This is a genomic window from Methylomonas sp. HW2-6 (assembly GCF_052474525.1).
Window position 1 is genome coordinate 2667407 of record NZ_CP184124.1, and the last position, 13935, is coordinate 2681341.

At 52.5% G+C, this 13935-nt stretch carries 12 protein-coding genes; 6 read left to right on the top strand and 6 right to left on the bottom strand.

The window, feature by feature from the left end; all coding sequences use genetic code 11:
• Position 1: 1 nt before the first annotated feature.
• The 4 genes from sdhA (at position 2) to queA (ending at position 3944) form a co-directional block, all read left to right on the top strand.
• Positions 2 to 1786, top strand: a complete 1785-nt coding sequence (sdhA, locus tag ACH518_RS13225; RefSeq protein WP_445370418.1) for a succinate dehydrogenase flavoprotein subunit — start codon at positions 2 to 4, stop codon at positions 1784 to 1786.
• On the top strand, positions 1786 to 2568 hold the full coding sequence (locus ACH518_RS13230) for a succinate dehydrogenase iron-sulfur subunit (protein WP_445370419.1): 783 nt from the start codon (positions 1786 to 1788) through the stop codon (positions 2566 to 2568). Before sdhA ends, ACH518_RS13230 begins: the two co-directional genes overlap by 1 nt.
• Complete coding sequence (locus ACH518_RS13235; protein ID WP_445370420.1) at positions 2565 to 2852, top strand: FAD assembly factor SdhE; 288 nt, start codon at positions 2565 to 2567, stop codon at positions 2850 to 2852. Before ACH518_RS13230 ends, ACH518_RS13235 begins: the two co-directional genes overlap by 4 nt.
• A 72-nt stretch (positions 2853 to 2924) precedes the next feature.
• Positions 2925 to 3944, top strand: coding sequence for a tRNA preQ1(34) S-adenosylmethionine ribosyltransferase-isomerase QueA (queA, locus tag ACH518_RS13240; protein WP_445372996.1), 1020 nt, complete (start codon positions 2925 to 2927; stop codon positions 3942 to 3944).
• Between the two features lie 58 nt (positions 3945 to 4002).
• On the opposite strand, the gene ACH518_RS13245 is transcribed toward queA, so the two are convergent.
• The 6 genes from ACH518_RS13245 to ACH518_RS13270 all read right to left on the bottom strand — a co-directional run bounded on the left by ACH518_RS13245 (position 4003) and on the right by ACH518_RS13270 (position 11191).
• Positions 4003 to 4467: a type IV pilin protein gene (locus tag ACH518_RS13245; protein WP_445370421.1), complete on the bottom strand. Its 465-nt coding sequence runs from the start codon at positions 4465 to 4467 to the stop codon at positions 4003 to 4005.
• Positions 4468 to 4533: 66 nt separating this feature from the next.
• Entirely contained in the window at positions 4534 to 8493 is a 3960-nt protein-coding gene (locus ACH518_RS13250; RefSeq protein WP_445370422.1) for a pilus assembly protein, read from the bottom strand.
• A gap of 29 nt (positions 8494 to 8522) precedes the next feature.
• Positions 8523 to 9014, bottom strand: coding sequence for a pilus assembly PilX family protein (locus tag ACH518_RS13255; protein ID WP_445370423.1), 492 nt, complete (start codon positions 9012 to 9014; stop codon positions 8523 to 8525).
• A 7-nt stretch (positions 9015 to 9021) separates the two neighbouring features.
• Positions 9022 to 10110 carry a PilW family protein gene (locus ACH518_RS13260; protein WP_445370424.1) on the bottom strand — a complete coding sequence of 363 codons (1089 nt, stop codon included), beginning with the start codon at positions 10108 to 10110 and terminating at the stop codon, positions 9022 to 9024.
• On the bottom strand, positions 10107 to 10574 hold the full coding sequence (pilV, locus tag ACH518_RS13265; RefSeq protein ID WP_445370425.1) for a type IV pilus modification protein PilV: 468 nt from the start codon (positions 10572 to 10574) through the stop codon (positions 10107 to 10109). The genes ACH518_RS13260 and pilV overlap by 4 nt, the downstream gene beginning before the upstream one ends.
• Positions 10574 to 11191 (bottom strand): GspH/FimT family pseudopilin, encoded by a 618-nt coding sequence (locus ACH518_RS13270; protein WP_445370426.1) that lies wholly within the window; start codon positions 11189 to 11191, stop codon positions 10574 to 10576. Before ACH518_RS13270 ends, pilV begins: the two co-directional genes overlap by 1 nt.
• 262 nt (positions 11192 to 11453) lie before the next feature.
• On the opposite strand from ACH518_RS13270, the gene ACH518_RS13275 reads away from it, so the two are divergent.
• Together ACH518_RS13275 and ACH518_RS13280 are read left to right on the top strand one after the other, a co-directional pair.
• Positions 11454 to 11816 (top strand): response regulator, encoded by a 363-nt coding sequence (locus ACH518_RS13275; protein WP_140911594.1) that lies wholly within the window; start codon positions 11454 to 11456, stop codon positions 11814 to 11816.
• 39 nt (positions 11817 to 11855) lie between these two features.
• Complete coding sequence (locus ACH518_RS13280) at positions 11856 to 13934, top strand: chemotaxis protein CheA (RefSeq protein WP_445370427.1); 2079 nt, start codon at positions 11856 to 11858, stop codon at positions 13932 to 13934.
• The last annotated feature ends 1 nt before the right edge of the window (position 13935 follow it).

The following is a 13935-nucleotide window of genomic DNA, read 5'->3' on the forward strand; positions in this document are numbered from 1 at the left end:
CATGGCCTCAGCATATAACATCATTGAACACCAGCACGATGTGGTGGTGGTTGGCGCCGGCGGTGCCGGTTTGCGAGCGACTTTCGGCATGGTGGAGAAAGGGCTGAAAACCGCTTGTATCAGCAAGGTGTTTCCGACCCGCAGTCATACGGTGGCGGCGCAGGGCGGTATCAGTGCGGCATTGGGCAACATGGGCGAAGACGACTGGCGGTTCCATATGTACGATACCGTCAAAGGTTCGGATTGGCTGGGCGATCAGGACGCCATCGAATACATGTGCCGCGAGGCAATTCCGGCCATCATCGAACTGGAGCACTATGGCGTACCGTTTTCGCGGACCGCGGAAGGCAAAATTTACCAGCGCGCGTTCGGCGGCATGTCCACCCATTACGGTAAGGCGCAGGCGCAACGCACTTGCGCGGCGGCCGACGTTACCGGCCATGCCATTCTGCACACGCTGTATCAACAAGCTTTAAAGCACAACGCCGAGTTTTTCGTCGAATACATCGCGCTGGATCTGATCATGGAAGACGGCGAATGCCGCGGCGTGCTGGCGTGGTGTCTGGATGACGGTTCGATTCATCTGTTTCGCGGTCATCAAACCGTGCTGGCGACCGGCGGTTACGGCCGGGCGTTTTTCTCTTGTACCTCGGCGCACACGGTGACCGGCGACGGTAACGGCATGGTCCTGCGGGCCGGTTTGCCGCTACAGGACATGGAGTTCGTCCAGTTCCATCCGACCGGTATTTACGGCTCCGGTTGTCTGATCACCGAAGGCGCGAGAGGCGAGGGCGGTTACCTGACCAATTCCGAAGGCGAACGGTTCATGCCCAATTACGCGCCCAACGCGAAAGACTTGGCGTCGCGCGATGTGGTCAGCCGGGCGATCACGATGGAAGTTAACGCCGGCCGCGGCGTCGGTCCGAAACAAGACCACGCATTGCTGCACCTGGAACACCTTGATCCGGCCATCATTCACGAACGCCTGCCCGGTATCGCCGAAACGGCGCGCATCTTTGCCGGCGTCGATGTCACCAAACAGCCGATTCCGGTGATTCCAACCGTGCATTACAACATGGGCGGTATTCCGACCAACTATAAAGCCGAAGTCGTGACCTTGAAGGACGGCGATCCCGACCGCGTGGTGCCGGGTCTGATGGCGATTGGGGAAACGGCTTGCGTCTCGGTTCACGGCGCCAACCGGTTGGGGTCCAATTCTTTGCTGGACTTGGTCGTATTCGGCCGCGCCGCCGCGATTCGTGCCACCGAATTGATCAAGCCGGGCATGCCGCATAAACCTTTGATAAAAGACGCCTGCGACAAAGCCTTGTCGCGGTTCGACGCTATCCGCCATGCCAACGGCAGCAGAAAGACCGCCGAGATTCGCTTGGACATGCAAACCACGATGCAGGCCAAGGCGGCGGTATTCCGTACCGCCGAGACTTTACGGGAAGGCGTGGAACGCATCGGAGAGATTGCCGCATCGTTCGGTGATGTCAAAGTCGGCGATAAATCGTTGATCTGGAATACCGATTTGGTGGAAACGCTGGAGCTGGATAATCTGTTGGGCCAAGCCCAAGTCACGATTGCCGCCGCCGCCAACCGGCAAGAAAGCCGCGGCGGCCACGCCCGCGAGGATTTTCCGCAGCGTGACGACAAAAACTGGCTGAAACACACATTGACTTGGCGCCAGGATAATCAAGTAACTATCGATTATCGTCCTGTCCATTTATATACGCTGACTGACGAAGTGGAAGTCGTGGCGCCGAAAGAGAGGGTCTACTAATGGTTGAATTTACTTTACCCAGAAACTCCGTCGTCAAAAAAGGCAAGTTGTACAAAGCTGACGGGGCAACTAACGTCCGCTTGTTTCAAGTCTACCGTTGGGACCCCGACTCGGGAGAAAATCCGCGGATCGATAGTTACGAGATCGATATGGATCACTGCGGCCCGATGGTGCTGGATGCGATTTTGAAGATCAAGAACGAAATCGATAGCAGCTTGACCTTTCGCCGCTCCTGTCGAGAAGGGGTCTGCGGTTCGTGCGCAATGAACATCAACGGCAAAAACACCTTGGCCTGCACCAAAGCCATCAGCGATTACCAAGGCACCATCAAGATATTCCCGCTGCCGCATATGTCGGTAATCAAGGATTTGGTGGCCGACATGAGCCATTTTTTCGAACAGTATGCATCGATCAAACCTTGGCTGACGGCTTCAGCTGAAGCGCCGGCCGATAGCGAACGGCTGCAAAGTCGGGAAGATCGGGCTAAATTGGACGGTCTCTACGAATGTGTGCTGTGCGCCTGCTGTTCGACCAGTTGCCCGAGTTATTGGTGGAACAGCGATAAGTACCTTGGGCCGGCGATTTTGTTGCAAGCCTACCGCTGGTTGGCGGATAGCCGCGACGACAACGATAAGGAACGCTTAGACGAATTGGACGAATCGTTCAAGCTCTACCGCTGCCATACCATCATGAATTGTACCGACACTTGTCCGAAAGGTCTGAATCCGGCCAAGGCCATTGCCGAAATCAAGAAGCGGTTGGTAGAACGCGACCACTTGTGAGCGAATTGAATAAACTGCGCTGGCGTTGCCGGCGCGGCACCTTGGAACTGGATTTATTATTGCTCCGCTATTTAGAACACGCGTATTTGTCCGCCCCCCCACAACGGCAACATGCCTTTCTACGCGTATTGGATATGGAAGACGTCGAACTGATGCCGTATTTGATGACCGAACGGTTACCGGCAGACCCTAGTTTGGCAGAGCTGGTTATTGCCATCCGCTCATTACCTGCCATACAGCAAACGGACGAATCGTCCACTACCCCCGACGACATATCGAATTAAGCCGGTTTTTTGTTTGCCCATCTATTCTCGGTTCGGTAGCCACCGGACGCCTTATCGTTACCCAATCTTATGATGAAAAAGAGCGACTTCAATTACCGCTTGCCGGAAGAGTTAATTGCCCAATACCCCTTACCGCAGCGTAGCGCCAGCCGCCTGTTACACCTGGATAAGTCAAGCAGTGTAGTGTTTGACCGCCAGTTTACCGATTTGGTCGACTTGTTGTCGCCTGATGACTTATTAGTATTCAATGATACTAAGGTGATTCCAGCACGTATTTTCGGTCGTAAAGCCAGCGGCGGTAAGGTCGAGATTTTGATCGAACGCATCGAAAGCCAGCAGCAGGCTTTGGCTCATATCAGAGCCAGCAAGTCGCCGAAGCCGGGCGCCAGGATTCAGTTGGAAAACGGCTCTTGTCTGGAAGTCGTCGAGCGGGAGGCGGATTTATTCCGTCTACGTTTTTCTGGGGCTGATGGTGTCCTGGCGTTGTTGGACGAAGTTGGACATATTCCGCTGCCGCCGTATATCAATCGCGATGATGAAAATAGCGATCTGGAACGCTATCAGACCGTGTTCGCGGAACAGGCCGGCGCCGTCGCGGCGCCGACCGCCGGTCTACATTTCGACCAGGCGGTGTTGGATAGGCTGGACCGCAAAGGTGTGAAACGGGCGTTTGTGACCTTACATGTCGGTAGCGGCACCTTCAGGCCGGTGCGAGTGGAAGACCTGAGCCAGCACACCATGCATAAAGAGTTTTACAGCGTTTCGCCAAGCGTTGTCGCTGCGGTCGAAGCTGCGCGGTTGCGGGGAGGGCGGGTGGTCGCGATAGGGACGACTGCGGTCAGGGCGTTGGAGTCGGCGTCAGCTGGCGGTCAGCTGGCGGCGGGAGTCGGCGATACCGATTTGTTTATTACGCCCGGTTACCGTTTTAAATCGATCGACGCGTTATTCACCAACTTTCATTTGCCGGAGTCGACATTACTCATGTTGGTTTCCGCGTTTGCCGGTTACGACGCGGTAATGGCCGCCTACCGCCATGCCATAGACCAACGTTACCGTTTTTTCAGTTACGGCGATGCGATGTTGATAATTTGATGCCGATTTCCTATGTCCGGCTAAATCCATGCTATTCGATTTCAGCGCATAAACCTGTTTATTTGGCCCAGCAGGTGGTGGCGTCCAAACTGCCACCCGACACGCTTTTCGTTCCCAAGTTATTAATGATCAGCGTGCCGCATTTGTCCGAGGTCTGCCTGCCGGTCGGTGAGGCTTGAATTGTGTAAGAATTCTGAGTTGCAGCAAAAATCGTTAAATTGTAAGTGGCGGTTCCACCATCAATGGGTACCTGTGTGGCATAAATTGACGGCGAGCCCGTGTCATTCGAATTAGTTCCGCAAGCATCTGCTCCGCCTGCTCCTCCAGCGTCGCAGTAAGAATTGGTGGCGGTGAATTGCCGCTCCAACGCGTTTGCCAGCCCCAGTAATGCGCCTTTGGCGTCGCTACGCCGTGCACGCATGACATAATCCTGATAACTGGGAATGGCTATTGCGGCCAAAATGCCGATGATGGCTACGGTAATCATCAGTTCGATCAAGGTGAATCCCATCTGTTTCTTCATGTGCTTACGTTCCGATTTACACCTGCGTTTTAGTTTTGGACTGTCCCGTACGGCCGTCGCCTGTCTTTATTGAATTTGAATCCAATATTCCCGTTTTACCGTACCTGAACTCCCTGTTCCTGAGCCGCTGCCGCAGTTGTTGGCGATCGTCATGATTTCTCCGTTACTGCCGGACATTTCTTTGAACGCAACACAGTTATTGCCGTTAGTAGATTCTAGCCAAATCGGAGCTTTTGCTATGCCGACCGTCGACTGCAACCCAGTGACCGAAAACAGGACACCGTTGATTTTAACTTTGTCACTATCATCGAATTTCTTATCGTTATTCAAATCGAAAGACGAAGCAGTGGGTGCTCCTCCAGTGATTAAATCGATTTCGTTCAACCACGTCGTGCCTCCGGACTCGCAGGGATCCGATTTAGGTATGGTGGTCGCGAATATCACTCTGCCATACCTGATTAGCGGTGCAGAGTTTACCCGCTCGCCGACACTGAGATCGAGATACCATCCTCTTTTCGAAGACCAGTCGACGGTATTGCTTGTGGTCAAGCGGATGTCAGAACCGAATGCAGTCGTCGTGGTCACGATGGTTTGCGATTGTAATGCCGAACGCGAAACAGTGCCGGAGGTGCTGGGTTTGTCCCAGATACCGTAAAACGTTTGCCCGTCAGTGTTGGAGGCATCGGTGGTTGTTATGTAACTTCCGGTGCCGAAATACACTAAAAACCCGCCGTCGGGGTGGCCGCCGGTTAGTGGTTGCGATGTAATGGGTTGTCTTTGATTTGCACTATTTACTGCCGTAAATAGCGCGGCACCGCCGTTGCCCAAACCCCAGGCCGTAGAATTTTCGCCACTTAAATCGAATTTCCATAAATTTCCCTGTAAGTCGCCAGCATAGACTGCATCGATAATTTTGTCACCATCGGCGTCCAGGAGATACGGTGTCGATAGACCGTTGCTAGTTTCGCTATTAGTCTCGATCTTTTTGATCAGATCGCCATTGGACAAATTGACGATGAATAAGAATGCTTTGCCGGATGAACTGTTATAACCGTTGCCAAAAATCGCCGCCCAGATAACGTTGGTACCGTCTCGAAGTAGGCCGATTTGCGGTTGGCTGTAGGTGTAACCTAAGTCAGTCGCAATGGTGGAATCCTTCTTTAAATTCGCATTGTTCGGAAACTCCCACATCACATTGGTTTGACTGAAATTTGTCGGATCGGTGACATCTAAAGCATAAATAGTCTTGCCGCCTTTGCCTAAACCGCCGACCAAAACTGTTTTCCATGAGCCAGACAAGTAGGCGTCGCTGGCTAGGGGGCCGGAGTCCACAAAGTAGCGGTGATTATAATCCGGGCTGGTTAGGGCACTTAACTGACCGTAAACCCCGGCCGGAATATAGGCAAATATTTCTTTGCCGGAATTGGTCTGGCCTGTGTCGGCTTGGAAACCATGCAACATGCCGTCGTTGGCCCCAACGTATACCATGGGAGTTCGATCAATATTGTCTGCGATATAAGCAGCGTAGGTGGATTGTCCAGCGGTACCTGAAGGCAATGCGGTAAAACCGAAATCAGTGTTTTTCACAAAGTAGGGGTCGGAGTTTACTATGTCGCCAAGAAGGGTGTTTTTACGTTCACGGAAGTCGCTGATTGTGTAGCCGCGAAGCCAATTCAGTCTGTTTGTGCAACTATTGTCCGTGCTATTCAAAGCCGACTGTTGTGAAGAGTTAAGCGTTGAACAACTGTCAAATAAAATTCCATTAGTGCCATTGTAAGTGAATATGTGTTGTTTCCTAACATCAGGATCGGGAATCAGTGTTGCTGCATCCCATACGCTGTCTAAGGGCAGACCTGTCGTTGGATTGATTGGTCTGGCGTAGAAATGCCCGGACCAATCCGAGGGGTCGAATTGCGCCTGATAGAGCAACGTTGTCGTTTGCAAACCGGTGGAGTTGGCTGCCAGCGCGGCAGCGGTCATACTTTCATCAGCCACCTCGTGCAGGATGCTGTTGAATGCGTCGACCAAGTCAGCCGCACTTTCGGTGCCGAAAAATTTGCCTCTGCCGCTGATTGCCGCATGCCATAAGTCGTAAATTTTGCTTGGCGTGGAAGCTACATAACCTGCACAGCTTTCCCCGTTTGCAGTATAAGGCCAGCAAGACTGGGATGGAGAACTGGAACTCGTTGTGCTGGTGGGGCAGGAGGTGCCCGCCACCAGCTTGTCATAATCGCCAGTGTAAGTATTACCGCCCCAGTTCGGATAAGGACTGACCAAGCTGCCGCTTAATCCCAGACCAACCGAGTACGTGTTCAAATGTTGCCAGGTTGCCGGATCATTTTTGGGATTAAACCACTCTTCCGACTTTTTCGCGGCCAAGTCGGTGTTGGTCGACGCTTCCCGAATCAACGGGCTCAGTTTGTTGGCGATGCCGGTTTGCAAATCCTGCGCCCAATAATAAAAGGCGATATCCGCAAGGTTGGTCGCTTGCTTGTCCCGGAATGGGAAACTGGGTGTCCAACTATAGTTGCTGCTGCCGTCCGGGCCCAGCGGAACGCTGGTCGCGGTACTATTGGTGTCGCCAATACCGGCGTAGTCGGAAGCGGCATCGCCGCACCAACTGCCGTCGGTCATCATCAAGTGGACGCTACGGCGGCAGGCATAATGGTTGCCGTCCAAAATTTGTGGGTCTTCCGCGTAAGGGTGATTGATATTCACGGTGCCCTGGAAATATTTGCCAGCATTGTTTGCCGCTTTCAGCAAGTAAGTACCGCCGGACGCTGGGAATCTTGACAGCCAGTTGAACAGATCTTCTTTGTGAGTCACGTCCCTGGTTTCATAAACGGTAGTGGTGACTGTTTCGTTCCAGGAAATTACTACGTTGGAGATATTTGAAGAATCGCTGGCGATGCTGTTGGGAACATTTATTCGGTATACGCCGCTGTTAATGGATGTTCCAGTGGTGTAATAGTTCTTACAATAAGTAACGTTGCTGCAACTGGCCGTTACAAGGCCTAGAGTCGCATTGGCAGGCGAACCTTGGCCGGATGTAGGCGGAAAACCTGTCCCAGCAATAGGCGACGTTTGGGTACAGCTACTCAGTTCGATACGGTCGTCTCGGCCTATGTCGTTTCTCTCATTAAAGAGCGCCGTACAGGTGTAACTGTAATTGGTCGTAGTGGTGTTGCTACTCAATATTGTGTTTGTAGTCTCGGTATGAGTAACCGCGTTCAATCGACGTATACGGTTGTCGATATTTTGCCCAGGACTGCCCCAGCCGTTGCAACTGGTGCCGAAACTGTTACAAGAATTGATGGCCTGCCAAGCGACCCGAATGCTACCACTCAGACCGGCAAAACCATTCATCGCTGCCGATACAGTCGCCAAGTTGCGTGTCCGGTAATAAGAATACCAGTTAGCGAAATTTTGTTGCGCAGTGGCCGACAGTGTTGTGACATCGTAGTAATCGTAGCAATCTTCATCGGATTTAGTTCCGTCGCAGCTAGCGTTTGTACTATCAAACAAATAATAAAAAGCGCGGCCGCCGGAAGATGGAGAAGACGCAAAAGTCTGCGAACTATTGTTTGGGTTATATTCGAGTGTCACACGGTAATTGCTCGATAAGTTCACTGTGCCGCGACTGGTATCGAAACCGTTAATCGGTGCGTCGGTGAAGCTAACGTTCGGGTAACAGGTCGAAGGATTGGTATTATCCAACTTACAGTTACCGCCGTTGTATTTGGGAGGAGGGGTATAAGTTACAGTTGGATTGTAATAGATCGCGTTGAAATTGGCGGCTTTGAAGCGTTTTGTGCCTTGATTGGTATCCAAACCATCCGGAACGTAGCCCCAAGCCATACTGCCAGAATCGTCCAGTGTCAGCAGAACGTTAGGAGGCATGCTCGCGGTCACGAACAACGGCAGATCGGCGATGTCGAGGTCTGTCGCATGCGCAACAGGCGCTTGTATTGTAGCGACCAGTGCTACCGCTAAATACGCAAATATGTTGATTGAACTCGGCTTCATGGGCGACTCCCTAACCGTAATTGGCTGGATCATGGACTTGGGGTATAGCTGAAAGCAGCTTGCAGAATCACTACGGCACTGGTGTCTCCGCCTACCGCACGCGTAGTCACGCGGTAATGTTCAACAGTACCGACATTGGGCAGTTTTTCTATGATGTAGCGCGGATTTTCCGCAACACCGGTGACGGTATAGGATTTATAACTCGCCCAGTTGGCAATATTGCCCCAATAGCTGCTGTCGTTGGCGTGAGATGGATTGTTGACTAGGCCGGCAGGGACGGCACCGCTCCAGGGACCGACTCGCCAAGTGGTCAGTGTATTGCCGGCGTTTTTTAAAGCGGCTTCTGCGGCTTGAAATGCCATGTCCCGGTTCCTGGTATTCCCAGCCATCCTTTCTTCTAAGCCGCTGTTTTGTACTGCGTTGTTGCCAATCAGCATTAACGCCACTAAAAAGATCAAAGCGGTAAAAAGCACCACGCCGCGTTGTTTTGAAGGGAAGTTGTTGTAGCGCGAGAGTTTCATTAAAGCCTCACAGGCGATTTCTGATCGCTATCGTGGTGGTGAAGACTTTACGCATCAGGTTGTCCGCAGCAGTCGTGCTGGTTCCGTTGTAAGTATAGGTTTGGGCCTGTGAGGTAATTCCTTGCTCGTCCTGGCGGGATACCATCAGTAAGCTGATACGCAAACCCAGCACTTTGGACCAATCCGTGACGTTGCTGGCCGTAACGTAACTGTCGACGGTTTGGTCAGCCGGAACCGTAGTGTCAATACCGTAAGTAACTTGCATGTCTTCTACGCCATCAATCAACTCCTCCGCAATGGTATTCGCTGTAGGCGTACCCCCTACCGTCGCGGACCGCAATCTTTCTCGGTACAAAGCAGGTTCCCCGGCGGCGTTTGTTCGGATGTAGTAGGTGTTGGCGCTTAATTCCAGTACTCCACTGTTTGCTGCAAAGGTCACGGTGGATCCTGGATTAGCGCAGTTAACGGGTGTGGGGATCGCGCCCAACTCTGAGGTACAGTTGCCGGGCGATATTCCGGTCTCGCCATGTGTGATCGTGGTGCTAGTTACGGCGCTAGCTTGAAATATCGCGGTGTTGGTTGTGCCGCTGATCACTAGAATGTCACCGGCACTGAAATTATGGGCGGCGCTTAGAGTTATTGTCGGGGGTACATGGCTACTGACGATCATTTCGGTGGCTTTGTCTGCCCGAATTGCACTGAATGAGTCTCCGCGAAGCCGATCACCAGCAGTCATGTCAGCCGGCAAGCTATCCTCATAGCCCCGGAGCGGTTGAGTCAGTAGTTTTTTGCTCCACCAAGTTGCTGATGTGTTTGTGACGTCATTGCACTCTGAAGATGTGCAGGCCACATAACCGGAGAATCCGACCATTCGGATGTCTCGGTCTATCGCTTCGAAAGCGAAACGAGCGTTTTCTTGCATGCGCGACATCACTTCCTGTACCCGAAAGCTTTGCCGGCTAGCCAAAAAAATACTGCCGATCGCACCAATGATGATCAAGCCAATCGTCAAGGCCACCATCAGTTCGATGAGTGTCACTCCTCGGTTAGCGGAGGCAGGGCTAGAGCGTCGATACGCGTTTGAATGACGGGTCATATCACACTGCGAGTTGAAAAACTGGTCACTACGCCATCTCCGTCTTCATCCCATTGCACGTTAATGACGGCGGTTCCACTGCTGTTGACCGAGAGGCTGGCGTCGCCAACAGGTAGGGCGGCACTTACAGTGTTTTTCCAATCGCCGAGGTCTGAGCGCAGCGCCGCGGCGCAATTGGTTAGTGCATTGGGTGGGTTTGGCGGTGCTGCACCGAATGCCACGTTACAATTGCCTGTAATTGCCGAAGTGCGATTGAGCCTGAGTCGCTCCAACACGTCGTTTGCCAAGAATGTGGCTTGGCTGCGCAAAAACGCTGAATTATTGTTTTTCACCGTGGTTGCCAACAAACCGGCGTAACCCAATAGACCGATTGCCACGATCAACATCGTGATTAAAACCTCTATCAAACCGCTGCCGGTCTGCTTGAAACTTGGATACGCAGACTGTTTGGCTGGGTAGTTCATTAAGGGCTGGTGCATGACGTCAGTTCGCTGGCTAAGTCGCTTTTTTCCGGAATGCCGTCACGGTCGCTATCGCGACCTTGACCAACACGCCCGGTGGGACCGACCACAACCAGGCGCGAAGTTCTGGATTCAGGGAGATTGTTGCCGTCGTGGTTGTCGCATATCGCGAACGTCCCCTGGGTGTTGCTGTCACCAGTCGGCTTGTAGTGGATAAAGGATGTAAAGGTATTAGAACGCAATGTGAAGTTTTCCGGCAGACCTTCGTAAATCCTTAGCACGCAATCTTCGCCCGATTCGCAAAGATTGTTGTCACCATCGTCGTTAAATACGTTAGTGACTGCGTTGGTTGAGCGATCGATGTCGATAAATACTTGCCATCCGTTTTCCCATTGGGCTCCTGTTCTGGCTGCAACGACAATTTGGCCGCGCTTTATCGCTTCGTTGCGGGTGTAGTTTAGAGCGGTAACGAGCTGGTTGGCGGCAGAGGTAAGGCGGCTGCTGCGCACTGCGGCTGTAAAGCTTGGAATCGCGACAGCGGCCAGAATACCGACGATGGCGACGACTACAATTAACTCCACCAAGGTAAAGCCGAGCAATTGCGCCGATTTAAGTTTCATTCTTCGGGAAAGCTCCAGGTTGATCGAAAGGTTGTTCTTCGAGAACTAATAACCGGACCTGAAGATAGCACAGGATCAAACAAAGTTATGAGAGCTGAAACAAAATTCGGCGCGACCTCGCAAGATCGGATTTCAGTAACTACACTCTTGTAGGAGCTTGACTACACTTCCTGCGTCTAGGAATTGGAGTAACGCTCGGCGGAGCCAAAACGGCAATTTCGACTACGTTTTTTACTGTGACTCAAAACTGGAGGAAATAATTGTGGCGACGATTCTTGCCGTAGACGATTCGGCATCGATGAGACAAATGGTGGCGTTTACTCTGAAGGGGGCCGGCTACAGCGTAGTGGAAGCGGTCGATGGTGTGGATGCTTTGAACAAAGCCAAAGGGCAGGCTTTCGATTGTGTGGTGACCGATGTCAACATGCCCAACAAGGATGGAATCCAATTGATCAGAGAACTGCGGGCGCTGCCCAACTACAAGTTCACGCCGATGTTGATGTTGACGACTGAAGCGGGGTCAGACAAAAAGCAACAGGGTAAGGATGCCGGAGCAACCGGCTGGATCGTGAAGCCGTTCAATCCTGATCAGTTACTGAAAACGATCAAGAAAGTGATGGGCTGAAGTCCAACGGCATCTTGACAGTCATTTTTGGGTGGTTGTATGGCAATCGATATGGCGCAATTTCATCAAGTGTTCTTCGAAGAAAGTTTCGAAGGATTGGATGCGATGGAATCCGGCTTGCTGAACATGGATACCGGCGATGTTGATGCCGAAGAGATCAATACTATCTTCCGTGCAGCCCACTCCATAAAAGGCGGTAGCGGCACATTCGGCTTTAACGCGGTGTCCGATTTCACCCACGTGATGGAGACCTTGCTTGACGAAATGCGCGACGGTCGGCGTAAAGTGACGCAACCGGCTGTAGACGTTTTACTGGGTTCGGTCGATTGCTTGCGCGATATGTTGCAATCGATCCAGATCGGCGCCGAAATCGATCAGGCGACGGTCTCGGCCCACAAGCAAGCCTTGGATAACGAGTTGCGTAATGCCGGGCAGCCGGCCGGCGACCCTAGGGGCGTAATCGCTCAGCCGATCCTACAGCAACCCGCTCCGCAGCAGACTGATACTGCGGAACTGAGCGGTTGGTCGATCGCGTTCAGCCCGCATCTGAACTTACTCAAAACCGGCAACGAACCGGTAAGGATGTTCAGAGAATTAGCCGCTCTGGGAGAATTAACGACAACGGTTGATTTACAAGGCGTACCCAGTCTTTACGATCTGGATCCTGAAGAATGCCATTTGTCCTGGAAATTGCACGTCGCGGGAAACATCCCGGCCGGCGAAATCGACGAAATTTTCGATTGGGTGGAAGACCACTGCGATTTGGCCAAGCAGCCCATCCATCAGTCAGGCGCGGTGCACGTTGAGCAACCGGTTGATATTCCGGCAGTGACTGCCAGCGTGGCGGCGGTCGAAGCCAGGCCTGAGGCGGAGCCGGGAAACGAAACCGGCGCTCAAGCGGCAGATGCGAAATCGGCCAAAAAAGACGAAGGGAAAGTTGCCGGCAAAGGCTCAAGCTCGATTCGGGTCGATACCGGTAAGATCGACACCTTGATTAATATGGTTGGCGAACTGGTCATCACTCAATCGATGTTGAGTTTGTTGGGCGAGCACTTTGAAATCAACAAGCTTGATCAGCTAAAAAACGGCTTATCGCAATTGGAGCGTCACACGCGCGAATTGCAGGAAAGCGTAATGAATATTCGGATGCTGCCAATCAGCTTCGTATTCAGCCGTTTTCCGCGTTTGGCGCATGACATCAGCAGTAAGCTGGGTAAAAAAATCGAGCTTCGATTGGTCGGCGAAAATACCGAAGTGGATAAAACCGTCGTCGAGTTGCTGAGCGATCCTCTGGTACATCTGGTCCGCAACAGTCTGGATCACGGTATCGAAATGCCCGAAGTGCGCGTTGCGGCCGGCAAACCCGAAACCGGCACGGTTACCCTGGAGGCGTACCACCGCGGCGGAAATATCGTGATTGAAGTTTCGGACGACGGCAAAGGTTTGGACAAAGAAAAGCTGCGCGCCAAAGCGGTCGAAAAAGGCTTGATTGATGCCGATGCCGTCCTGAGCGAAAAACAGACATACGAATTGATCTTCATGCCTGGTTTTTCGACGGCGGAAAAATTGACAGACATCTCCGGCCGCGGCGTCGGTATGGATGTGGTGAGGCGTAATATTCAAGCCTTGGGCGGCGATATCGAAATCTTGTCGGAGTTGGGTAAGGGCTCGACTATCTCAATCCATTTGCCGCTGACCTTGGCGATTTTGGACGGCCAATCGATCGCGGTGGGCGACGAGACCTACATTTTACCGTTGGGCTCGATTATTGAATCCCTGCACGTCAGAGAAGAGTTTATTAACCGGGTGGCCGGGAAGGGCGAGACCTTTTTGCTGCGGGGCCAATATCTGCCGGTGATCCGCATTCACGAGATCTTTAAAGTACCCAGCGCCAAAAATACCAAACTGACCGAAGGATTAATCGTTGTGGTTGAGGGGCAAGGTGCACGCTGCGGATTGTTTGTTGACGACTTGTTGGGCCAACAGCAGGTCGTGATTAAGTCGCTCGAAGCCAATTATCGGCGGATCGAAGGCGTCTCGGGGGCGACCATCCTCGGCGACGGCTCGGTTGCGTTAATTTTGGATATTCCAGGATTGGTCCGATTATCAAATCAATAAT

Coding starts and splice junctions, on each gene's coding strand:
- sdhA (WP_445370418.1), top strand. CDS start 2: ATGGCCTCAGCATATAACATCATTGAACACCAGCACGATGTGGTGGTG.
- ACH518_RS13230 (WP_445370419.1), top strand. CDS start 1,786: ATGGTTGAATTTACTTTACCCAGAAACTCCGTCGTCAAAAAAGGCAAG.
- queA (WP_445372996.1), top strand. CDS start 2,925: ATGAAAAAGAGCGACTTCAATTACCGCTTGCCGGAAGAGTTAATTGCC.
- ACH518_RS13245 (WP_445370421.1), bottom strand. CDS start 4,467: ATGAAGAAACAGATGGGATTCACCTTGATCGAACTGATGATTACCGTA.
- ACH518_RS13250 (WP_445370422.1), bottom strand. CDS start 8,493: ATGAAGCCGAGTTCAATCAACATATTTGCGTATTTAGCGGTAGCACTG.
- ACH518_RS13255 (WP_445370423.1), bottom strand. CDS start 9,014: ATGAAACTCTCGCGCTACAACAACTTCCCTTCAAAACAACGCGGCGTG.
- ACH518_RS13260 (WP_445370424.1), bottom strand. CDS start 10,110: ATGACCCGTCATTCAAACGCGTATCGACGCTCTAGCCCTGCCTCCGCT.
- pilV (WP_445370425.1), bottom strand. CDS start 10,574: ATGAACTACCCAGCCAAACAGTCTGCGTATCCAAGTTTCAAGCAGACC.
- ACH518_RS13270 (WP_445370426.1), bottom strand. CDS start 11,191: ATGAAACTTAAATCGGCGCAATTGCTCGGCTTTACCTTGGTGGAGTTA.
- ACH518_RS13280 (WP_445370427.1), top strand. CDS start 11,856: ATGGCAATCGATATGGCGCAATTTCATCAAGTGTTCTTCGAAGAAAGT.